At 54.7% G+C, this 19,858-nt stretch carries 22 protein-coding genes; 8 read left to right on the forward strand and 14 right to left on the reverse strand.

What is annotated here, in order from left to right; genetic code table 11:
- Positions 1–225: 225 nt before the first annotated feature.
- The 3 genes from PGH32_RS01930 to PGH32_RS01940 are packed head-to-tail and all read left to right on the forward strand — an operon-like array spanning position 226 to position 3,612.
- Entirely contained in the window at positions 226–1,605 is a 1,380-nt protein-coding gene (locus tag PGH32_RS01930; RefSeq protein ID WP_337893045.1) for an aspartate aminotransferase family protein, read from the forward strand.
- A gap of 13 nt (positions 1,606–1,618) precedes the next feature.
- Positions 1,619–2,686, forward strand: coding sequence for a GNAT family N-acetyltransferase (locus PGH32_RS01935; protein WP_337893046.1), 1,068 nt, complete (start codon positions 1,619–1,621; stop codon positions 2,684–2,686).
- Positions 2,662–3,612, forward strand: a complete 951-nt coding sequence (locus PGH32_RS01940; protein ID WP_337893047.1) for an arginase family protein — start codon at positions 2,662–2,664, stop codon at positions 3,610–3,612. The genes PGH32_RS01935 and PGH32_RS01940 overlap by 25 nt, the downstream gene beginning before the upstream one ends.
- Here the strand turns inward: PGH32_RS01940 and PGH32_RS01945 are convergent.
- The 5 genes from PGH32_RS01945 to PGH32_RS01965 are packed head-to-tail and all read right to left on the reverse strand — an operon-like array spanning position 3,516 to position 7,108.
- On the reverse strand, positions 3,516–4,769 hold the full coding sequence (locus tag PGH32_RS01945; protein ID WP_337893048.1) for a DegT/DnrJ/EryC1/StrS family aminotransferase: 1,254 nt from the start codon (positions 4,767–4,769) through the stop codon (positions 3,516–3,518). The genes PGH32_RS01940 and PGH32_RS01945 overlap by 97 nt on opposite strands.
- On the reverse strand, positions 4,766–5,185 hold the full coding sequence (locus tag PGH32_RS01950; protein ID WP_337893049.1) for a DMT family transporter: 420 nt from the start codon (positions 5,183–5,185) through the stop codon (positions 4,766–4,768). Before PGH32_RS01950 ends, PGH32_RS01945 begins: the two co-directional genes overlap by 4 nt.
- On the reverse strand, positions 5,185–5,541 hold the full coding sequence (locus PGH32_RS01955; protein ID WP_314418242.1) for an EamA family transporter: 357 nt from the start codon (positions 5,539–5,541) through the stop codon (positions 5,185–5,187). The genes PGH32_RS01950 and PGH32_RS01955 overlap by 1 nt, the downstream gene beginning before the upstream one ends.
- Positions 5,538–6,395, reverse strand: a complete 858-nt coding sequence (locus tag PGH32_RS01960) for an alpha/beta hydrolase (RefSeq protein WP_337893050.1) — start codon at positions 6,393–6,395, stop codon at positions 5,538–5,540. The genes PGH32_RS01955 and PGH32_RS01960 overlap by 4 nt, the downstream gene beginning before the upstream one ends.
- Positions 6,392–7,108 (reverse strand): MtnX-like HAD-IB family phosphatase, encoded by a 717-nt coding sequence (locus PGH32_RS01965; protein WP_337893051.1) that lies wholly within the window; start codon positions 7,106–7,108, stop codon positions 6,392–6,394. Before PGH32_RS01965 ends, PGH32_RS01960 begins: the two co-directional genes overlap by 4 nt.
- A gap of 1,042 nt (positions 7,109–8,150) precedes the next feature.
- Between PGH32_RS01965 and pagP the strand changes: the two genes are divergently transcribed.
- From pagP to tatE, 5 genes are all read left to right on the forward strand, one after another.
- On the forward strand, positions 8,151–8,720 hold the full coding sequence (pagP, locus tag PGH32_RS01970) for a lipid IV(A) palmitoyltransferase PagP (RefSeq protein WP_337893052.1): 570 nt from the start codon (positions 8,151–8,153) through the stop codon (positions 8,718–8,720).
- A gap of 150 nt (positions 8,721–8,870) precedes the next feature.
- Positions 8,871–9,080: a transcription antiterminator/RNA stability regulator CspE gene (gene cspE, locus PGH32_RS01975; RefSeq protein WP_004156612.1), complete on the forward strand. Its 210-nt coding sequence runs from the start codon at positions 8,871–8,873 to the stop codon at positions 9,078–9,080.
- Positions 9,081–9,561: 481 nt separating this feature from the next.
- Positions 9,562–9,987 (forward strand): GNAT family N-acetyltransferase, encoded by a 426-nt coding sequence (locus PGH32_RS01980; RefSeq protein ID WP_314418228.1) that lies wholly within the window; start codon positions 9,562–9,564, stop codon positions 9,985–9,987.
- Between the two features lie 3 nt (positions 9,988–9,990).
- The gene (locus PGH32_RS01985) at positions 9,991–10,791 is read left to right on the forward strand and encodes a deaminated glutathione amidase (protein WP_314418226.1); all 801 of its coding nucleotides are present in this window, start codon (positions 9,991–9,993) and stop codon (positions 10,789–10,791) included.
- Between the two features lie 108 nt (positions 10,792–10,899).
- Positions 10,900–11,103 (forward strand): twin-arginine translocase subunit TatE, encoded by a 204-nt coding sequence (tatE, locus tag PGH32_RS01990; protein WP_337893053.1) that lies wholly within the window; start codon positions 10,900–10,902, stop codon positions 11,101–11,103.
- 63 nt (positions 11,104–11,166) lie between these two features.
- On the opposite strand, the gene lipA is transcribed toward tatE, so the two are convergent.
- The 9 genes from lipA to rsfS form a co-directional block, all read right to left on the reverse strand.
- A complete protein-coding gene (lipA, locus tag PGH32_RS01995) occupies positions 11,167–12,132 on the reverse strand; it encodes a lipoyl synthase (RefSeq protein ID WP_314418222.1) in 966 nt (321 codons plus the stop codon).
- A gap of 224 nt (positions 12,133–12,356) precedes the next feature.
- A complete protein-coding gene (gene lipB / locus PGH32_RS02000; RefSeq protein WP_337893054.1) occupies positions 12,357–13,025 on the reverse strand; it encodes a lipoyl(octanoyl) transferase LipB in 669 nt (222 codons plus the stop codon).
- Positions 13,026–13,109: 84 nt separating this feature from the next.
- Positions 13,110–13,373, reverse strand: a complete 264-nt coding sequence (gene ybeD / locus PGH32_RS02005; protein WP_105591029.1) for a DUF493 family protein YbeD — start codon at positions 13,371–13,373, stop codon at positions 13,110–13,112.
- A 157-nt stretch (positions 13,374–13,530) separates the two neighbouring features.
- Positions 13,531–14,742, reverse strand: a complete 1,212-nt coding sequence (gene dacA / locus PGH32_RS02010) for a D-alanyl-D-alanine carboxypeptidase DacA (RefSeq protein WP_314418219.1) — start codon at positions 14,740–14,742, stop codon at positions 13,531–13,533.
- A 99-nt stretch (positions 14,743–14,841) separates the two neighbouring features.
- On the reverse strand, positions 14,842–15,969 hold the full coding sequence (rlpA, locus tag PGH32_RS02015; protein WP_337893055.1) for an endolytic peptidoglycan transglycosylase RlpA: 1,128 nt from the start codon (positions 15,967–15,969) through the stop codon (positions 14,842–14,844).
- Positions 15,970–15,980: 11 nt separating this feature from the next.
- Positions 15,981–17,093 (reverse strand): peptidoglycan glycosyltransferase MrdB, encoded by a 1,113-nt coding sequence (gene mrdB, locus PGH32_RS02020; RefSeq protein ID WP_314418216.1) that lies wholly within the window; start codon positions 17,091–17,093, stop codon positions 15,981–15,983.
- A gap of 5 nt (positions 17,094–17,098) precedes the next feature.
- Complete coding sequence (mrdA, locus tag PGH32_RS02025; RefSeq protein ID WP_337893056.1) at positions 17,099–19,003, reverse strand: peptidoglycan DD-transpeptidase MrdA; 1,905 nt, start codon at positions 19,001–19,003, stop codon at positions 17,099–17,101.
- 33 nt (positions 19,004–19,036) lie between these two features.
- Positions 19,037–19,507 (reverse strand): 23S rRNA (pseudouridine(1915)-N(3))-methyltransferase RlmH, encoded by a 471-nt coding sequence (gene rlmH, locus PGH32_RS02030; RefSeq protein ID WP_105591034.1) that lies wholly within the window; start codon positions 19,505–19,507, stop codon positions 19,037–19,039.
- 3 nt (positions 19,508–19,510) lie between these two features.
- Positions 19,511–19,828 (reverse strand): ribosome silencing factor, encoded by a 318-nt coding sequence (gene rsfS / locus PGH32_RS02035; protein WP_123336635.1) that lies wholly within the window; start codon positions 19,826–19,828, stop codon positions 19,511–19,513.
- Between the last annotated feature and the right edge of the window lie 30 nt (positions 19,829–19,858).

Consider the following 19,858-nt stretch of genomic DNA (forward strand, 5'->3'; position numbering starts at 1 on the left):
AGTGGCCAAAATGATTTATTCGTCTTGAGCAATAATGCTTTGTATTAATATAAAGTGTAACTTCTTTTATTTTTTATCAGGTTTTTGTCCACTGCCTGTGTCTGAATAAATATCTGTCTTTTTATTATCAACTGAACGTCAACATACCCTCAGCATGCAATGAAATATTTTTTCTGCAGGATATACTCGCAGAACATATATGGAGTTACGTGCCAAGGAGAAATGATGACGTCTTATGAAGAACAACTATTGCAGGATGAAGCGAAGTATTGTTCGTATGGCGATACGGTTCATTATGTTAATCCACCCAAAATTTTTGACCGCTGTCGGGGCAGCTTTTTGTTTGATGCCCAGGACACGCCCTATCTCGATCTGCAGATGTGGTACTCGGCGGTTAATTTCGGTTATGCCAACTCCCGGCTTGATAATGCGTTAAAAAAACAGATAGACCAGCTCCCGCAGCTGGCCAGTCAGTACCTGCATCCCACGAAAATTGAACTGTCGAAAGTGATTGCTCAGGATATGGAGCGCAAGTTCGGCCTGCCGGGGAGAGTGCACTTCAACGTAGGGGGATCGCAGTCCGTTGATGACTCCCTGAAGCTGGTGCGTAATTTCTGCAACGGCAAAAGCCGGATGTTTGCCTTCGAGGGCGGCTATCACGGACGCACGCTGGGGGCTTCATCCATTACCTCCAGCTATCGCTATCGCCGTCGCTTTGGTCATTTTGGCGAGCGCGCGCAGTTTATTCCGTTCCCCTATCCATTCCGCCGCCAGAAGGGGATGACTCCGGAAGAGTATGCCGACAAGCTGGTGGCTGATTTCGCCCGCCTGTTTGAAAACGAATATCACGGATTATGGGATCCCAAGGCCCAGCAGGCTGAGTTCGCCGCGTTTTATATCGAACCCGTCCAGGGGACCGGGGGTTATGTTATTCCTCCGCGTAACTTCTATCCGGCATTGAAAAAGGTGCTCGATCAGCACGGCATTTTACTGGTGGTCGATGAAATTCAGATGGGCTTTTACCGCACCGGTAAGCTGTGGTCGATTGAGCATTTCGATATCAAACCGGACGTGCTGGTATTCGGCAAGGCGCTGACCAACGGTCTGAACCCGCTGGCGGGTATCTGGGCGCGCGAAGAGATGATTAACCCAACGACGTTCCCCGTCGGCTCCACTCATTCAACCTTTGCCTCAAACCCACTGGGCACGGCCGTCGGGCTGGAGGTGATGCACATGCTGGCCGAGAAGGACTACGAGCGGCAGGTCATGGACAGCGGTGCCTACTTCCTTGACGGGCTGAGATCGCTGCAGCGCCAGCATAAAGAGATTGGCGATGTGGATGGCCTGGGGCTGGCGCTGCGCGCCGAGCTGTGCCGACCGGATGGGTTTACGCCGGATAAAGCACTGCTCGACAAGATGGTCGATATTGGGCTTTCGGGCACGCTTGAATATCAGGGCCAGAAAACCGGGCTGGTGCTGGACGTAGGTGGATACTACAAAAATGTGATCACCTTCGCGCCATCGCTGGAGATCAGCCGGCCAGAGATCGATCAGGCCATAGTCCTGCTGGACCAGCTGCTGGTTCGCGCAAAACGTGAGCTGTAATCTCGTGCACAGAATGACGGAAGGCTACGTTAATCAACTGGAACCGGCGGGACTGATCGCAGCGTTTGCGATGCATCCGCCGGAGGGATTCGACGTGCGGATTGCCGAGAATGGGCTGCCGCTCTTCACCACCCAGTTCGATCTCTTGACCACCGTGGATCCCGCGCTGCGCCAGCGGCTGGCCCGCTGGCCCGGCTATCCGGGCTGGCGGAAGTGGCTGACGCTGGAAACCTGCTTTATCGGCGCGACGACCAGCGAATACGCCTGCCTGCCGCGCCAGCAGGATCCGGCGGCTCTGCTGCACTGGATTGAAACCCACTGTGGCGACAGGCATCCGCTGACCATTATTAAAGACCTGCCTGTCGCTTCGCCTCTGTTGTCGGCGGACGATAACGACTACAGCCGTCGTCTGATTGACGCGGCGGAGGCTCGGGGTTATATCAGCGTGGAAGGCCAGGCGCTGGCGGTGGTGCCCATCGATTTTACCAGCACCGATGAGTTTCTGGCGCGCATGTCCCGCAGCCGGCGGCGAAACCTCCGCCGTAAACTTCGCAGCCGGGATGCGCTGCGGGTTGAGGTGATCCCCTGCGGTGACGATCGTCTGGCCAATGCCGGCTGGCGAGCGCAGCTGTATCAGTTTTACCTTTCCGTCTGGCAGCAAAGTGAAGTGCATTTTGATCTGCTAAGCGCCGGGTTCTTTGACCATCTTTTGCTGGATAAACACAGTGCGGGCAAGCTGTTTTGTTACTGGCATGGCGAACGCCTGGTGGGCTTTAATCTCTGCTACCAGTATCAGGGCCGTCTGGTTGATAAATACATCGGCTTCGATTATTCGCTGGCGTTGAAATTTAACCTCTATTTTGTCAGCTGGTTTGTCAATCTGGAGTACGCCATCGAACAGGGGTTGCAGGAGTACGTTGCGGGGTGGACCGACCCGGAAGTTAAAGCCAGTCTTGGGGCCAGTTTCACCTTTACTCGTCATCTGGTTCGCGTGCGTAATCCGATTATTCGGGGGGCCGTGCGTTATTTCCGCCATTATCTGGAGAGCGATAACAAATGGGCCGGTTCTCCCCCTACCTGACGGCTGACGATCCGCCACTGGTGCTGGACTTTGATGGTTCGGTGGCGGATCTTGATGGCGCAACGGTACTGCCGCTTTCCCTCTGGCAGCAGCGTATTCGCTTTGGTGCCCGCTGGCCGCACTGGCGACAGTTAACGGCCGAGAGTCAAAAACTGCTGCCGGAACGCTACGGCTGCGTGTTTACCGGCAGCGGCGATTACCATCACCTCAGTTATCTGTTGCTGCAGCGCCTGAAGGTGGATCGGCCGGTGCAGCTGATTGTTTGTGATAATCATCCGGACAATATGATCTACCCGTTTGGCATTCACTGTGGGTCATGGGTTTACCATGCCAGCCGGCTGCCGCAGATTGATAAAATTCACGTGCTTGGCATTGGTTCACCGGACATTGGACTGGGGCACGCGTGGGAAAATCATCTGCGGCCCCTGCTGACAAAAAAGCTCCATTACTGGAGTATTGGTGTGGATACCCGCTGGCTCAACTGGCTGGGGGGGCGGGAATGTAACCATCGCTTTGATAATGCCGACGGCCTGATGTCGGCGTTTTTACGCCAGCTGGGGCGGGATCCTGTTTATCTTTCGCTGGATAAGGACGTTCTCAGCCCCCGTGTCGTACAAACCAACTGGGATCAGGGGAGTTTCGAGGTGAAACATCTCGAACTGCTGATTCAGGCCTGTGCCGACCGGCTGGTAGGGATGGACGTGACCGGGGAAGTCTCCTCCTGCAACTATCAGAGTCGCTTCAAACGCTGGCTGAGTGCAGCCGACGGCCAGCCGCTGGTTTCTGCCCGTGAGGCTGGCGAATGGCAGCGGGAACAAAATCGGCTCAATCAGCAGCTGTTAACCTTTCTGCGCGACACGCTGCGCGATAATGCATCCCTTAACACAGCGATAATCTGCTCAAAATCACGGTCTTCAACCCAGTGACTGTTGCTGATGCTCAGTGAACGTGCGGCGAAATCCTCCGCATTGGGTGTGGCTGTTGGCAGGCAAAAGGGCAGAACGGTCGGATAACCGGACAGCGCATGAATAAACAATCGGGTGACCCCCAGACCGGCAGACCACAGGCGCTGCATGGCGTAGTCTCGTGTGGTGCTGTCAGGCATCAGCACCAACAAAAACGGCCACACCCCCTGCTGTTGAGGACCATCCTGCAGTACCGTTACGCCCGGAAGCTGTTCGAGCTCACCGATGCGGCTTTGCGCGCGCAGGCGGTTCTCCTGCTGCCAGGCGGGGAATCGTGCCAGCGCGGCGGCGGCCACGTTCTGGCGATAGCCGCCTAAAGTATGCAGAGGAATATCGTTGACGGTGAAGTCGTCGCCAACGGCGGCAACCGCATCCCCCCGGCTCAAAGCACGGCGCTGCTGGCGGCCATACACCCAGTCCAGCCGATCGGGGTGGTACATCAGCCGGTATCCCCAGAGTTCAGCGATGCGGCGGAGTTCCCAGCCCCTGTGCGAGGGTAAATCGTCGGCGATCTGCCGGGCCATAGCGCGCTGTATTTCGGCAGAATGACTGAACAGGACGCCCCCTTCAACCGTCGTCAGGCCTTTACCCATTGCCAGGCTGAAGAACCCCATATCTCCCGCCAGGCCGACACTTTTCCCCGCATTTTTAGCCCCCATTGACTGCGCCGCATCCTCAATCACCGCAGCCCTTTGAGGCTTTGCGATGTTGAGAACCGCTTCCGTGTCGGCAATGCGCCCGGCAAGGTGAGTCACCACTACCGCCAGCGTTTGTGGGCCGCAGAGCTGCGAAAGCTGCTGCCGGTCAAAATTGATGCTGCCGAACGCCAGATCGCAGGGAACAATTTTAAGCGGCGGGCAATGATGGGCTGCCAGCGCCACCAGCGGGCAGGTCCATGCGGGGACGATAACCTGGCACCGATCGGGCTGCCGCTGCTGCAGCGTTCGCAGGGCAATAATCAGCGCAGCGGTGCCTGAGCAGGTCAGCAGCGGGGGAGGAATGCCGAGTTCCTGCGCCAGGCAAGCCGAAAAATCCGCGCGTTTGCCTGCAAGGTCGCGCCATTGCAGCGTTAATCCGGCAGTCGGTGGGAGCTGGCGTCGGGCGGAGAAGAGCGTCATCGGTTCGGGTGCCCACTCTCCGCGCCCGCCTCACTCTCAGCCGCAACGGCCGTCATTTCACCTTTTGCCAGGAAGAGGATACCGGCAAGGATCAGCAGCCCGCCCATCATTTTGGTCAGCGTCAGGGTATCGTCAAAGAGCCAGACTGAAAGCAGCGTGACGCTGATGATTTCGAGGTGTGAGGCGGCAAATGCCGGGCCGATCGGAGCGTACTTGAGCAGCGTCATCCAGGTGAAAAACGCGCCGATGTAACCCACGAATGCTCCATAAATCCACGGATGGCTGAATACGCGTGACAGCCACGCAGCGTCCATCGTCAGCGGCAATGCGTGAATAGCGGCCGATTTAAAGCTGATTTGCGCCAGCGTATCAAATACCATTAACGTCAGAAAACCAACAAGATAAAAACGCTTCATCAGTTAATCCCTATGATCCCTACGCCCAGCGTAATCAGCAAAATGCCGGTCAGACGCCAGCGGGTGAGTGATTCCTTAAACCAGATCCGGCCTGCCAGCATGATCGTCACGATGCTGGTGCAGCCCAGCAGCATGCCCACCGAGAGCGGAACGAGCGTGAGAAAAGCCAGCCAGAGCACAAACTCCAGGATGTAACAGGCCATCCCCAGCCATATCCACGGCCTCAGCAGCATGTACCGCCACTGCTGCATTCCCTGATAGTGTGCGCTGCCGCTGGCCGCAGCCTTAAATGACAGCTGGCCAAGGCTGTCAACGATCACATTTAGCAGCCAAAGTAGCAGGGTGAGGTTGCTCATAGCGCCTCGCTCAGTGCGGGGAAAATGTCTGATTCGATGCCGGAACTGTAGCGGCGGATAAAGGCAATCGAGCGCTCAAACAGCTCCTGGCGATCGTTGTCGATCGTAATCATGTGATAGCTGTTGGCCAGCAGGACCATCTCGACGGGACCGCCAACCCTGTCACGCACCAGTTCGGCATTACGACGGTGCGAAATATCGTCATCGGCAGCATGTAACAGCAGGCAGGGCGTGTGAATGTGGTGCAGCTTGCGTCGGACATTGCGCGACAGCAGCAGGAATTCGTTGAGTGAAGGCCACGGGTTGCCGGGCAGTCCGGCGGCGGCGCTGTTACCGCTGAGCATTTTGTCGGCTATTTTTTTGCGCAGCAGCTCATTTCGAATGCCGTAAGGCGGTTCTTCATTAAACATCTTACGACGGCCGACATTTAACATACCGGCCAGAGGGAGCAGCCAGGGTGCAGCAAAGCGTGACAGCGGTGGGATGCTCCATCCGTCGTAGCGAAAGGTGACGCTATAAGCCAGCACGCCGGCGACGTTATCGGGCCAGGAGGCGGCATATTTCAGGGCAAGAACGGCCCCCATCGAGAGACCACAAACGAAAAGCGAATCAACCTGCTTTAGAAGTTTTTCCGCACCGTCTACCACGCTCTGGTACCAGTCCTGCCAGCGGGTCGCGATGAGATCTTCCACGCTGCCGCAGTGCCCGGCTAGCTGTAGTGCGTAGACGGTACATCCTGCGCGATGAAATTCACGCGCCACGCCCCGCATTTCGTTAGGCGTTCCCGTCAGTCCGTGGATCAGCAGCACCCCAATACGCCCACCGGGCAACAGATAGTCGTGACGCGCGTTCATAACGTCTCCTGCGATGAAACACGCACGGCTTTCGCGATCTGTTTTTCAAGACAGGAACGGGCCTCAGCGAAACTTTCAAAAGGCGTGTGAGCAATACCGGCCCTGCGGCACTGCGCCAACAGCCCTTTCTTGGCCAGTACGTGGTCAGCCCTGGAGGCAACGCAGAAATCGGAGCGCCCGTCACCGATGACTAAAAAAGCGTGCGGGTTAAGTTTCTCTGCCACCCGACACTTGCAGGTGCCGCTTGCAAACCGACAGTCGGGGTTAAAATGCGGAAAGCTGATGTGCCAGCGTCGTTCACCGACCTGTTCGAGATGGTTCGCAATCACCGGCAGGCCTGCGATATTATTGTTGCGTAAAATTCGCTCGATGGCGTAATCAAGGCCATCGCTAACGATATAAAGTGGGATTGACTGAGCTTTAGCCCAGCGAGCAAAATCACAAAATGCCTGGTCAATTTTAATCTGATCCAGGCAGGCATCCAGTTGCTGGCGTGTTGCATCAAGTAATGATATTTGACCACTCAGGCAGTCACGGGACCCTATTTTTCCTTTTTCCCAGCGCGACTCCAGTAATTTCCAGTCAGGATGACCAAACTCTTCCATTAATGTATCAGTGACATCGGCACAACTAATTGTGCCGTCAAAATCACATACAATAATCCAGCGTGAATCTGCGTGCTTGATAATGCCGGATAATCCTTGCTGTTCCATATATAGCGTCCGACGAGTGAGTAGCGAAATAAGCCATTAAACAGGATGGCAAATTTCAACATATAATGAGAAGGTTATTTTATAAGGAATAAGATAAATAAGATGTAAACGGAGTCCGGGCATTAACTCTTCCCCGCAGAATCACGCGTCAAAAGGCACAAATTGCATTTTTAGTGGGAGCGGATTGAGAAGTTTGGAATGATAATTTCCGTGCGTGACGAAACGCGGGTGTGGGAATAGCATGGCCAGCCTGAAATCTTAACGCCCCATCCAGTCCTTACCGCACGGGGATAACCTGGAAGGAGGATTATTTCTTTCTCATACGGTTGAGAATTTTTTCAGCAATCACGGCCGGTAGTGCGTTAGAAAGTGCGGATAAGCCTGTCCGCGCATCGTGGCAGTTAAGCCTTTTACGACAGCAGGCACAAATGGCACCGTGATGCCCACCGCCGTTGTTTCCCATAGTAAAGATGAACTTTGTACTTCCACATTGTCCGCACCTTAACATTTTAATCACCACAGCCTCCCTGTTTCCTCATGGGTAAGAATTATCTTATCAAATTCACACCGGAGATCCATAAATAATATTAACTGTTTTCAAGTTGCGTAATTTAAATGTAAATAATTGAAAAATATCAATAAATTATTTATTTTGCGTGTTTTTTGCCCCAGTGTAAGATGTCGATTCGTAAATTAATTGAGATTTATATGATTTGGCATAAATTTTGTTCATTTTGGCAATAAAAGTGATGGGAAATCACGAGGGTGAATGTCAATTACGACGTCTCTTACGGGTCTTTTCATCTTTGAGTATTTTTTGAGCTGAACGTTCGGCGGTTTTTTTTCATCAATATTTTCATAGGGTTTGATTTATCTGTGATACCGAAAAAGAGCCATAAAGTAAGAAAAAACCGGAGTTAATGAAGTGTTTAAGCGGAAACGCTATAATTAGCATTATTAGTCTAACGTTGACCTGGCCGAAGTTTTTGGCCCTTACAGGAAGTTGATTCTTAATCATTCCCGGGGAGAAGTGAGAATTATTATGGCAAGCCTGAAGAAATATCTCTTTTTACTGCTGCTCAATGGCCTTCTTTCGACAGGTGTGCAGGCCTCAAAGTTGAACGATGCGGTAGCGGAAGGGTGGCAATCGCTTACTGATAACGTCAGCCAGACCTGGCACGATCCGCAAACGGTGGACCTCTACATACCCGCGATTACCTGGCATAACCGCTGGACCTACGACAAAGAGAAAACCGATCGTTATAACGAACGGCCGTGGGGGGCGGGTTTTGGGATCAGTCACTACAACGAGCAGGGAAACTGGAACGGCCTCTACGTGATGGCATTCAAAGATTCCTATAACAAGTGGGAACCCATTGGGGGATACGGCTGGGAGAAAACCTGGCGGCCACTGGCCGATGACAATTTCCATCTGGGTGCCGGGTTTACGGCGGGCGTCACGATGCGTGACAACTGGAATTATATTCCTATTCCGCTGGTATTACCCCTTGCATCAGTAGGTTATGGACCCGCAACATTTCAGATGACCTATATTCCTGGTACCTACAATAACGGTAATGTTTATTTTGCCTGGCTTCGCTGGCAGTTCTAATGGAAGAAAAGTGCGAAAAAAATGAGGGAGGATAAAAAAAGTCGATATTTATCACTTTTTCATCATTGTCCACTGGACAAAAGCCTCCGCAATTGCTGTACTAGATACCGACACAGTTTAGTGTCCATTTTTCATGTAAAGGTAATATAGATGTCTAAGATCAAAGGTAGCGTTAAGTGGTTTAATGAGTCCAAAGGATTCGGTTTCATTACTCCTGAAGATGGTAGCAAAGATGTGTTCGTACACTTCTCTGCCATCCAGAGCAATGGTTTCAAAACTCTGGCTGAAGGTCAGCGCGTAGAGTTCGAAATCACCAACGGTGCCAAAGGCCCATCTGCTGCTAACGTTGCCGCTATTTAAGTTATCAGACAGAATTTTTAAAACCCGCCTCGTGAGGCGGGTTTTTTTTCGCCTGAAAAACGTGAATCACGTCTCAGGCAGCGGCACAGGCACTCTGACAGCACCCCGGCCGGGGGAACATCATGCCGCGGGCCACTATGTTAGTGCGCGAAGAACAGTACCAGCCAGGCGACAGCAGCGGTAAAGGTCAGCAGCGTAGCGAAGCTTTCAGTGGGAGTGCGGGGAAGCCAGTTCATCTTGAGCGCCTTTTACTGTGGGATAAACTGAGTCTGCCGTAAGAGTATTAAGGAAACATTAATCTGACGGCGCGCCGGCAATAAACGTGAGTGAATTCACTTAGGATTACACTTATCAGCATTTGTAACATTACCGTGTGATCTGGCCCCTTGCGAGGATAGCCTGGCTGAGGCTATAAACAATGACAGGAATTATTTCTGTTCGCGTTGATCGTATTAACCGCTGGCCTGTGTGGAGAGTGTGGATGAATATTCGTCTTGCCGAATCGAGAGATGCTTTTGCCCTGAGCGCGCTGCTGGCGGAGCTTGGCTATGAGGGCACCGCCCCGTTTATTGAACGCCGTCTGGCGCAGCTGATAGCAGATGATACGGAACGCCTGCTGATGGCAGAACATGGACACACGGTGTTGGGTTTCCTGTCGTTGCATTTTATTCCTCAGCTGGCGCTGTCCGGCGATTTCGCCCGTATCAGCTATTTTTGTATTGCTGAAGGAGAACGAAGTAAAGGAGCCGGTCAGCAGCTGCTGGCCTATGCTGAGAAGCTGGCCCGCGATCGCGGCTGTGACCGGATGGAAGTCCACTGCCACGAGCGACGCGAGAAAGCTAACGCGTTTTATCTGCGCGAAGGATTCACCGAATCACCGCGTTATCATATTAAGGAGCTGGACTGACGGATGAAAGTTGCTGCCGGGCAGTTTGCCGTGCGCCGCGAATGGCAGGAAAACGCGGCTATATGTATCGGCCTGATGATGGATGCCGCTCGTGAAGGCGCTCGCCTGCTGGTTTTACCGGAGGCCGTGCTGGCCCGGGACAACAGCGATCCCGACTGGGGGGTACGCTCCGCGCAGCCGCTGGACGGTCCGTTTGTCAGCCAGCTGCTGGCAGCCAGCCGGCAAAATACCCTGACGACTATTCTCACGCTGCACGTGCCGGATGGCGAAGGGCGGGTATTCAATGTGCTGATCGCCATCAGCAACGGGCAAATCATTGCGCGCTATAACAAACTGCATCTGTACGACGCTTTTGCCATGCAGGAGTCGCGTAACGTCAGTGCAGGAGATGAGCTGCCGCCGCTGCTTGATATCGACGGCATCAGGGTTGGACTGATGACCTGCTACGATCTCCGTTTTCCAGAGATGGCGCGCAGGCTGGTACTGGACGGTGCTTCGCTGCTGGTTCTGCCCGCTGCATGGGTCAGAGGCCCGCACAAGGAGATGCACTGGGACGTTCTGGTGACCGCCCGGGCGCTGGAAAATACCTGCTACGTGGTGGCGGTAGGGGAGTGTGGCCCGCGCAATATTGGCAACAGTCTGGTGGTGGACCCGTTAGGAATGGCGATTGCCCGAGCCGCTGAAGTCCCGGCACTGTTAACGGCGGAGGTCGACCCGCAGCGCATAGCCGCAGTACGCCAGGCCCTGCCGGTACTGGAAAACCGCCGTTTTTGTCGCCCCGAGCTTTCCGCTAAACGTGACTGAAAGTTCTTATCCTGTTACAGATTGCCGCTGCACTCCGGGCTTCCACGCGCGTTAAAATAAGTGGAACTGGGGTAGGTTACCCTGCTATTTAACGCAAAGAAGGTAGATATGGAAGGTTTAAGTATCGGCAAACTGCTGATTGTCGGCGCGCTGATCGTTCTGCTTTTTGGCACCAATAAATTACGCACGCTGGGCGGTGATTTAGGGGCGGCTATCAAAGGCTTTAAAAAAGCGATGAATGATGATGATGCAGCGGCGAAACCCTCAACGACCGATGAGAACTCTGCCGGTCAGCCCGCCCGTAAAGAGTAGGCTGGGCTTAGGCGAAAAAAAACGGATGACGACGGTCATCCGTTTTTTTTATGCCTGCCGGAATTACTTCACTTCCAGACCTTTTGCCTGCATGTCCGCATGATAAGACGAACGTACAAACGGGCCACAGGCGGCATGGGTAAAGCCCATATCCATGGCGGCGGCTTTCATTTCATCAAACTCAGCCGGGCTGACGTAGCGCTGAACCGCCAGGTGGTGACGGCTTGGCTGCAGATACTGGCCCAGCGTTAACATGGTTACGCCGTGGCGACGCAGATCGCGCATCACTTCAACGATTTCTTCGTTGGTTTCACCCAGTCCGACCATCAGGCCGGATTTGGTCGGAATATCGGGATGCGCTTCTTTAAAGCGTTCCAGCAGCTTGAGTGACCACTCATAGTTCGCCCCCGGACGAACCTGGCGGTAAACGCGCGGCACGTTCTCCAGGTTGTGGTTGAACACGTCAGGTGGGGAAGTGTTGAGGATCTCCAGCGCACGGTCCATACGACCGCGGAAATCCGGTACCAGCGTTTCGATTTTGATGTTCGGACTTTTTTCACGGATGGCCGTGATGCAGTCGGCAAAGTGCTGGGCACCGCCGTCGCGCAGATCGTCACGGTCAACGGAGGTAATCACCACGTAGCGCAGCGCCATATCGGCAATCGTCTGGGCCAGTTTACCCGGCTCGTTGCTGTCCGGGGTGACGGGACGACCGTGGGCAACGTCGCAGAACGGGCAGCGGCGCGTACAGATTGCCCCGAGGATCATAAAGGTCGCGGTACCGTGGTTAAAACATTCAGCAAGATTGGGACAGGAAGCCTCTTCGCAGACGGAATGCAGACCATTTTTACGCATTGCGGCTTTAATGCCCTGAATGCGGCTGGAATCTGCAGGGAGTTTGATTTTCATCCACTCTGGCTTACGCAGTATTTCAGTACGCTCGGTCATCACGGTTTTCACCGGGATCAACGCCATTTTGTCTGCATCGCGGTATTTAACACCGCGTTCCATCAGAATCGGTTTACTCATAGTCTTGCTAGTTCCAGGTTGGATTGCGGCGAAAATACCCGCTAAACACTAAATGAGTTTGTGGTACACCCTTTTAACTTTCGGACATCAGCCTGTCTGACCGTCTGCTCCGACGTAAAATTGTTTGGGTGAATTCAACTTTTTTTGAAAAAGCATAAAAATTATATCATCTCTCGTTTACAGAAACAGCCTGCCAGTGCGAGAAAGCGTTACAGAATTGTAAATCAGAGCGCACATTTTAGCGGTAAATCGCACTCTTTGCTCCACTGCACGTCGCTAATTGCCAGCTGGCGTGCAAAATTGTCAATCAGCAGCGGTTGAACCGATTCCAGGCTGACTTCCGGGCGCAGCGCGTGAATGTGCGTCATCTCCAGGCCAGCGTAGCCGCAGGGATTGATCCGCAGGAAGGGGGTGAGGTCCATATCAACATTTAGCGCCAGGCCGTGGAAAGAGCAGCCATTGCGGATCCGCAGACCCAGGGAGCAAATTTTTCTGCCGTCAACATACACACCGGGCGCATCAGGGCGCGCGCTGGCCACGATATCAAAGTGGGCAAGCGTGGTTATTATCGTTTCTTCAAGCGCGGTGACGAGCTGACGAACACCGACTTTGCGGCGTTTGAGGTTGATCATCACATACATCACCTGCTGACCCGGGCCGTGATAGGTCACCTGGCCGCCGCGATCGCTCTGCATCACCGGGATATCGCCCGGCATCAGCAGATGTTCAGTTTTCCCTGCCTGCCCCTGAGTAAAGACCGGCGAATGCTCTACCAGCCAGACTTCATCGGGCGTGTTTTCACTGCGCTGGTCGGTAAACTGATGCATAGCGTGGGAGACAGGCGCCCAGGGCTGGAGGCCCAGCTGGCGAATAATCAGAGTATCAGGAGACAAAACGCACGATCCGGTTAGAAAAGCAGGAGGGCAGTATAGCGCTGGTGCGGGGCAAGAACCAGTATGCCCGCACCAGATATGGGGTTACAGCACCATCCGAACAATTTCTATTTTGCCCAGCTCTTCGTACAGCGTTTCAACCTGCTCGATATGCGTGGCGGTAATGGTGATAGAAACGGAATGGAAGTTGCCTTTGCTGCTCGGTTTAACGTCCGGAGAGTAGTCGCCCGGCGCGTGACGTTGCACGACTTCAACCACTTGATCGACCAGCTCTGGCTGTGCCAGCCCCATTACTTTGTAGGTAAAGGAGGTTGGGAATTCGAGCAGGTCTTTAAGGTTGGTTTTCATATGGACTCCGGTAACACATACAAGGAACCCCGTCGCTGCGGGAGTTCACAGATACTTATAATATGGGGATATTGTGGGATAATTTCAAGAGACGAGCGTATGACCAGACTGCTGTCCCGCAGGGGCCGATCGACGATCGGCCCCTCAACGTGGGGAATTAACCGAACCAGTGGTGGAACATCAGTTTGATGTAGTCCACGAGGCGGCCGAAGATGCCACCTTCCGGTACCTCATTGAGCACCACCAGCGGATGCTGCTCAATGGTTTTCCCGTCGAGCTGGAAGTTAATGCTACCTACCACCTGATTTTTCTGTAATGGCGCATGCAGCTCGGTGTTAGTGAGCGTGTAGCTGGCTTTCAGGTCTTTCATCCGGCCGCGTGGGATGGTCAGATAAACGTCTTTTTCCACGCCCAGCTGGACGCGATCGCTGTTACCAAACCAGACCGGCTCGGAGGCGAACTCTTTCCCGGCCTTCAGCGGTGCGACGGTTTCAAAGAAACGGAAGCCCCAGGTGAGCAGTTTTTTACTTTCGGTTTCACGGCCTTTATAGGTACGGCCACCCATCACCGCAGAGATCAACCGCATCTGACCTTCGGTTGCTGAAGCCACCAGGTTGTAGCCTGCCGCATCGGTGTGGCCGGTCTTGATGCCGTCCACGTTGAGGCTGGTATCCCACAGCAGACCGTTACGGTTCATCTGACGGATATTGTTAAAGGTGAATTCTTTCTCGTGATAAACCGCATACTCATCCGGTACATCGCGGATCAGCGCGCGTCCAATCAGTGCCATGTCGCGCGGAGAGCTGTACTGACCTTCCGCATCCAGACCGTGCACCGTCTGGAAATGGGTATTCTGCAGGCCAAGCGCCTTAACGTAGTTATTCATCAGGCCAACGAACGCATCCTGGCTACCGGCAACGTAGTCGGCCATGGCAACACAGGCATCGTTACCCGACTGCAGCACGATGCCGCGGGTCAGCTGGGAAACCGGCACACGGTCACCGGGCTTGAGGAACATCAGCGAAGAGCCTTTGAACACCGGATTACCGGTGGCCCATGCGTCTTTACCGACGGTAACGATATCGTCCTGATGGATTTTACCCGCCTTAACGGCCTGTCCGATGACGTAGCTGGTCATCATCTTGGTCAGGCTGGCCGGATCGCGACGCGTATCGGCGTTTTTCTCCGCCAGCACCTTACCGGAGTTATAGTCGATCAGGACGTAGGCTTCAGCATCAATCTCCGGTACGCCCGGGATCATGGTTTTAATGTTTACATCATCAGCATAGGCGACAACGTTGAGGCTGAGGGCGATTAGCGATCCTACCGTCAGGCGTTTGATCAGTCGAGAAGGGGTCAGATTGCGCATGTTAAGAACGACAACATCCTGGCTAAGTTAAAAAAAGTGACTCACTATAGCAAAATCCTCTGGCAGCGACCCGCGCTAATTGTTGCGGGTCGGGCAGAATCACATTGCATTGGGTGCGACGGTAATAAACGACTGCTGGTTCGCTTCATTCGCCAGACGCTGCTGCAGTGCGGCGGCCTGCTGGCGTGAACTGAAGCGTCCAAGCTGTACGCGATAAACGTTGCCGCGGCTGTCAACCGAGCCACGGACGCCAAACTGTTTGCCCAGGCTGTTAGCAAGCTGCTGGGCGCGGGTGCCATCGCTCAGTGCGCCTACCTGCACCACGTAACTGCCGCTGCCGGAAGCGGCGGGCTGTGAGGCAGCCGCGGCGGCGACAATGGCCGGAGGGGCTGAAGACGCAGACGACGCGACCGGAGCGCTAACCGGTTCGCTGCCTTCCAGTACGCCGTTACGCAGTGGCTGGGCGGCACCCAGGAAACCACCGCCGCGCACCGGCGCACCGATAGTGTCGTCGCTGCTCAGCGTGCTGTTATCCACCGCGCGAACATTCTGCTGCTCGTTCTGCTCCACCGGCGCGACAGAGGTCTGCGGCTGCGACATCGCTGCACCACCACCCATCGTCATGCCCGCACCAATTTCCGGACGGGCAGGCAGGGCATAGCTTTGTTTTGCCACCGTGGTACCAATGGTACCCGGGCCAGAGAGCGTGCCATCAGGGGCAACGGCGATGTAGTCGAGGCGAACCCGGGTATTATTCGAGGTATTCAGGCGATCGGCCGCCGCACGCGACAGGTCGATAATGCGATCGGCAGTGTAAGGGCCGCGATCGTTAACGCGCACCACGATCATCCGGCCGTTTGCCAGGTTGGTTACGCGCACGTAGCTCGGCAGCGGCAGCGTGGGATGCGCCGCGGTGAGCGCGTTGGGATCAAAAGTTTCACCCGTTGCGGTACGATTGCCCCCGACTTCTTCACCATAGGAGGTGGCCAGTCCGACCTGGCTGAAGTTGGAGGGATCCTTGATCACTTTATAGGTTTTGCCATTGACCGAGTAGTCCTGGCTGGTGCCGGGATTGATCGGTTCATAGCGAGGTTCTGCCCCGCCGATTTCCACCACCGGACCATTATAAGCCTGCTGTTGTGGGGCAGGAGCCTGCTGTTCTGTATCGGTAGTACAGGCTGCCAGCATGGCTGATGCCAGGGCAATCCAAAGCCAATCCTTACGCATGTCTATGCCTCTTAAACGCTCTTCGACAACAGTTTTCGATGGGTGTGAATCGACATAATGATCCCGAACCCGGCCATCAATACAATCAGGGCCGATCCCCCGTAGCTTACCAGCGGTAACGGTACCCCTACCACCGGTAAAATACCGCTGACCATGCCAATGTTAACAAAAACATAGACAAAGAAGATCAGCATCAATCCTCCTGCCATCACGCGACCAAAGGTGGTCTGCGCCCGGGCGGCCATCATCAGCCCACGCATGATCAGCAGTACGTAGAGTATAAGCAGGACCAGCACGCCGACCAGTCCCAGCTCTTCTGCCAGCACGGCAAAAATAAAGTCAGTATGGCGTTCGGGCAGGAATTCCAGCTGTGACTGGGTGCCGTGCAGCCAGCCTTTGCCGCGCAGGCCACCGGAGCCGATAGCAATTTTCGACTGGATGATATGATAGCCGGCCCCAAGCGGATCGCTTTCGGGGTCCAGCAGCATCATGACGCGATCGCGCTGATAGTCATGCATCAGGAAGAACCACAGTACCGGAATAAAGGCCGCGACCAGCAGAACCGCAATAGCAATCAGACGCCAGCTCATTCCGGAAAGGAACAGCACGAACAGTCCGGAAGCCGCAATCAGAATGGATGTCCCCAGGTCAGGCTGAGCGGCAACCAGCAGCGTGGGCATAAAAATCAGCACCAGCGCGATAGCGGTATTTTTCAGCGTGGGCGGGCAGACGTCGCGGTTAATAAACCGCGCCACCATCAGCGGTACGGCAATCTTCGCAATTTCAGAGGGCTGGAAGCGCACAAAGCCCAGATCCAGCCAGCGCTGTGCGCCCTTACTGATATGGCCGAACGCATCCACGGCTATCAGCAGGATCACGCAGACAATATACAGGTAGGGTGCCCAGCCTTCGTAAACGCGCGGAGGGATCTGCGCCATCACCAGCATCACCAGGATGCCCATAGCGATTTGGCCGATTTTACGCTCCATCATGCCCGGATCCTGGCCGCTGGCGCTCCACATCACCAGCGCGCTGTAAATCAGCAGCGCGGCAATAATCAGACAAAATGTTGGGTCGATATGGATTCGGGTCCAGATTGACCGTTTCTGACGGCTATCATTCATACCGGTTATTCACCTTCATAGCCCGGCGGCGTAGGCGCAGCGTCAGGCAGGTTGGTATTGTTATCGCCCAGAATAATATGGTCGAGGATCTGGCGCATGATGGTGCCGACGGCCGGTCCTGCGCCGCCGTTCTCCAGGATCATAGCCACCGCAACGCGGGGGTGATCGTAAGGGGCAAAGGCGGTCATCAGCTTGTGGTCGCGCAGACGCTCGGTCAGCTTATGGGCGTTATACGTTTCATTGGCCTTCAGGCCGAAGACCTGAGCCGTACCGGACTTAGCGGCGATCTTATACGGCGCATCTTCAAAGCTTTTACGTGCGGTTCCGTTCGGGCGGTTTGCCACGCCGTACATACCGTCTTTGGCGATTTCCCAGTAGCCGGTATGAATATCGGCGATGGGAGGCTGAACGGGCTGCCGCCAGGGAACTTTCGTCTCACCCTGCATGGTATCCATCATCAGATGCGGCGTCTTAATCACCCCGTCGTTAATCAGGATCATCAGAGCCTTATTCATCTGCACCGGCGTAGCGGTCCAGTAGCCCTGGCCGATACCGACCGGAATGGTATCACCCTGGTACCAGGGTTTTTTAAAGCGTTTCATTTTCCAGTCGCGGGTTGGCATATTGCCCGCCGTCTCTTCCACCAGGTCAATGCCGGAGAGATGACCGTAGCCGAATTTACTCATCCATTCGCTCAGGCGATCGATGCCCATATCGTAGGCAACCTGATAGAAGAAGGTATCCGCCGACTCCTCCAGCGATTTCGTCACGTTCAGGCGACCGTGGCCCCAGCGCTTCCAGTCGCGGAAGCGTTTTTCAGAACCGGGCAGCTGCCACCAGCCGGGGTCAAACAGGCTGGTATTGCGGGTAATCACGCCTGCGGTCAGCGCCGATACGGCAATATAAGGTTTCACCGTTGAGGCCGGAGGATAAGCACCCTGGGTGGCCCGGTTAATCAGCGGACGGTTTTCATCATGCAGCAGGCCGTTGTAGTCCTTGCTGGAGATGCCGTCGACAAACAGGTTAGGGTCGTAGCTCGGCATGGAGACCATCGCCAGCAGCTCACCGTTGCGCGGATCGGACACCACGACCGCAGCTCGGCTTCCCGCCAGCAGCGTTTCAATGTACTGCTGTAGCTTGAGGTCGATAGTCAGATGAATATCGCGACCGGCCTGCGGCGACTGTTCGTGAAGCTGGCGGATAACCCGGCCACGGTTGTTCACCTCAACCTCTTCGTAACCGGTTTTTCCGTGCAGCACGTCCTCGTAATAGCGTTCGATACCCAGCTTGCCGATATCATGGGTCGCGGCGTAGTTTGGCCACTTGCCCTCTTTATCCAGGCGCTCGACATCGCGATCGTTAATCTTGGAAACGTAGCCGAGTACGTGCGTCAGTGCCGAACCATACGGGTAGTAGCGGCGCTGGTAGCCTTTAACCTCAACGCCGGGGAACCGGTACTGATTTACGGCAAAGCGTGCCACCTGGACATCGTTCAGCCCGGTTTTCAGGGCAATAGAGGTAAAGCGCCGCGAGCGCTTACGTTCTTTCTGGAAGGCTTCGATATCGTCGTCGGTGAGGTCAACGATTGGTTTTAACGCCTGCAGCGTCTGCAGCAGGTTATCAACTTTTTCCGGCACCAGTTCAATCTGATAAATGGTGCGGTTCAGGGCCAGCGGAATGCCGTTGCGATCGTAAATGATGCCGCGGCTGGGGGCGACCGGCACCAGCTTGATGCGGTTTTCATTAGAACGGGTGCTGTAATCTTCAAAGCGGACGATTTGCAGGTGGTAAAGATTCACCACCAGCACACCGGAGAGCACAAGGATGCCCAAAAATGCGATAAGCGCACGGCGAACAAACAGCGTCTGTTCGGCGGTATAGTCACGAAAGGAGTTACGTTGTAATTTCATCCGCTGCTTTGTTTGTCCGGTTAACCCAGTTCGTTATTCACGATGATAGGGGTGGTTCGCAGTAATGCTCCATGCACGATACAAACTCTCTGCAACCAAAACGCGTACCAGCGGATGGGGCAGGGTCAGCGCTGAGAGTGACCAGCTTTGTTCCGCCGCAGCCTTGCAGGCGGGTGACAGGCCTTCCGGTCCGCCGATCAGCAGACTGACATCGCGTCCGTCCTGCTTCCAGCGTTCCAGCTGACTGGCAAGCTGTGGGGTTTCCCACGGCTGGCCGGGTATGTCCAGCGTAACGATGCGGTTGCCTTTACCGGTAGCGGCCAGCATCATTTCACCTTCTTTTTCCAGAATGCGTTTGATGTCGGCATTCTTACCGCGCTTCCCGGCAGGAACCTCGACCAGCTCAAACGGCATATCTTTCGGAAAACGCCGCAGATATTCCATAAATCCAGTCTGTACCCAGTCGGGCATTTTTGTGCCGACGGCAACCAGCTGCAGCTTCACGGCTTAACTCCAGAGCTTTTCCAGTTCGTAGAGCTTGCGGCTCTCTTCCTGCATAACGTGAACAATAATTTCGCCCAGATCGACAACGACCCAGTCGGCTGCGGCGCGGCCATCAACGCTGAACGGGCGCAGACCTGCCAGGCGAGCTTCCTGCACAACGTGTTCTGCAATGGAAACCACGTGACGGGTTGAGGTGCCGGTGCAGATCACCATGCAGTCGGTGATGCTGGATTTGCCCTGGACGTCGATAGCAATGATGTCCTGGCCTTTCAGATCGTCAATTTTATCAATGACGAAGTCTTGGAGTGCTTTACCTTGCAAAAGGTTCCCCCTTGGGATTGAGTTCGGGTT

Origin of the sequence: Erwinia sp. SLM-02, assembly GCF_037450285.1 — a bacterium.
GTDB lineage: Bacteria > Pseudomonadota > Gammaproteobacteria > Enterobacterales > Enterobacteriaceae > Erwinia.

Coding starts and splice junctions, on each gene's coding strand:
- lipA (WP_314418222.1), bottom strand. CDS start 12,132: ATGAGTAAACCGATTCTGATGGAACGCGGTGTTAAATACCGCGATGCA.
- PGH32_RS01965 (WP_337893051.1), bottom strand. CDS start 7,108: ATGGAACAGCAAGGATTATCCGGCATTATCAAGCACGCAGATTCACGC.
- pagP (WP_337893052.1), top strand. CDS start 8,151: ATGGCAAGCCTGAAGAAATATCTCTTTTTACTGCTGCTCAATGGCCTT.
- PGH32_RS01940 (WP_337893047.1), top strand. CDS start 2,662: ATGGGCCGGTTCTCCCCCTACCTGACGGCTGACGATCCGCCACTGGTG.
- ybeD (WP_105591029.1), bottom strand. CDS start 13,373: ATGAAAACCAACCTTAAAGACCTGCTCGAATTCCCAACCTCCTTTACC.
- PGH32_RS01955 (WP_314418242.1), bottom strand. CDS start 5,541: ATGAGCAACCTCACCCTGCTACTTTGGCTGCTAAATGTGATCGTTGAC.
- mrdB (WP_314418216.1), bottom strand. CDS start 17,093: ATGAATGATAGCCGTCAGAAACGGTCAATCTGGACCCGAATCCATATC.
- PGH32_RS01930 (WP_337893045.1), top strand. CDS start 226: ATGACGTCTTATGAAGAACAACTATTGCAGGATGAAGCGAAGTATTGT.
- PGH32_RS01980 (WP_314418228.1), top strand. CDS start 9,562: ATGAATATTCGTCTTGCCGAATCGAGAGATGCTTTTGCCCTGAGCGCG.
- PGH32_RS01960 (WP_337893050.1), bottom strand. CDS start 6,395: ATGAACGCGCGTCACGACTATCTGTTGCCCGGTGGGCGTATTGGGGTG.
- PGH32_RS01945 (WP_337893048.1), bottom strand. CDS start 4,769: ATGACGCTCTTCTCCGCCCGACGCCAGCTCCCACCGACTGCCGGATTA.
- cspE (WP_004156612.1), top strand. CDS start 8,871: ATGTCTAAGATCAAAGGTAGCGTTAAGTGGTTTAATGAGTCCAAAGGA.
- rlpA (WP_337893055.1), bottom strand. CDS start 15,969: ATGCGTAAGGATTGGCTTTGGATTGCCCTGGCATCAGCCATGCTGGCA.
- mrdA (WP_337893056.1), bottom strand. CDS start 19,003: ATGAAATTACAACGTAACTCCTTTCGTGACTATACCGCCGAACAGACG.
- tatE (WP_337893053.1), top strand. CDS start 10,900: ATGGAAGGTTTAAGTATCGGCAAACTGCTGATTGTCGGCGCGCTGATC.
- PGH32_RS01985 (WP_314418226.1), top strand. CDS start 9,991: ATGAAAGTTGCTGCCGGGCAGTTTGCCGTGCGCCGCGAATGGCAGGAA.
- PGH32_RS01950 (WP_337893049.1), bottom strand. CDS start 5,185: ATGAAGCGTTTTTATCTTGTTGGTTTTCTGACGTTAATGGTATTTGAT.
- PGH32_RS01935 (WP_337893046.1), top strand. CDS start 1,619: ATGACGGAAGGCTACGTTAATCAACTGGAACCGGCGGGACTGATCGCA.
- dacA (WP_314418219.1), bottom strand. CDS start 14,742: ATGCGCAATCTGACCCCTTCTCGACTGATCAAACGCCTGACGGTAGGA.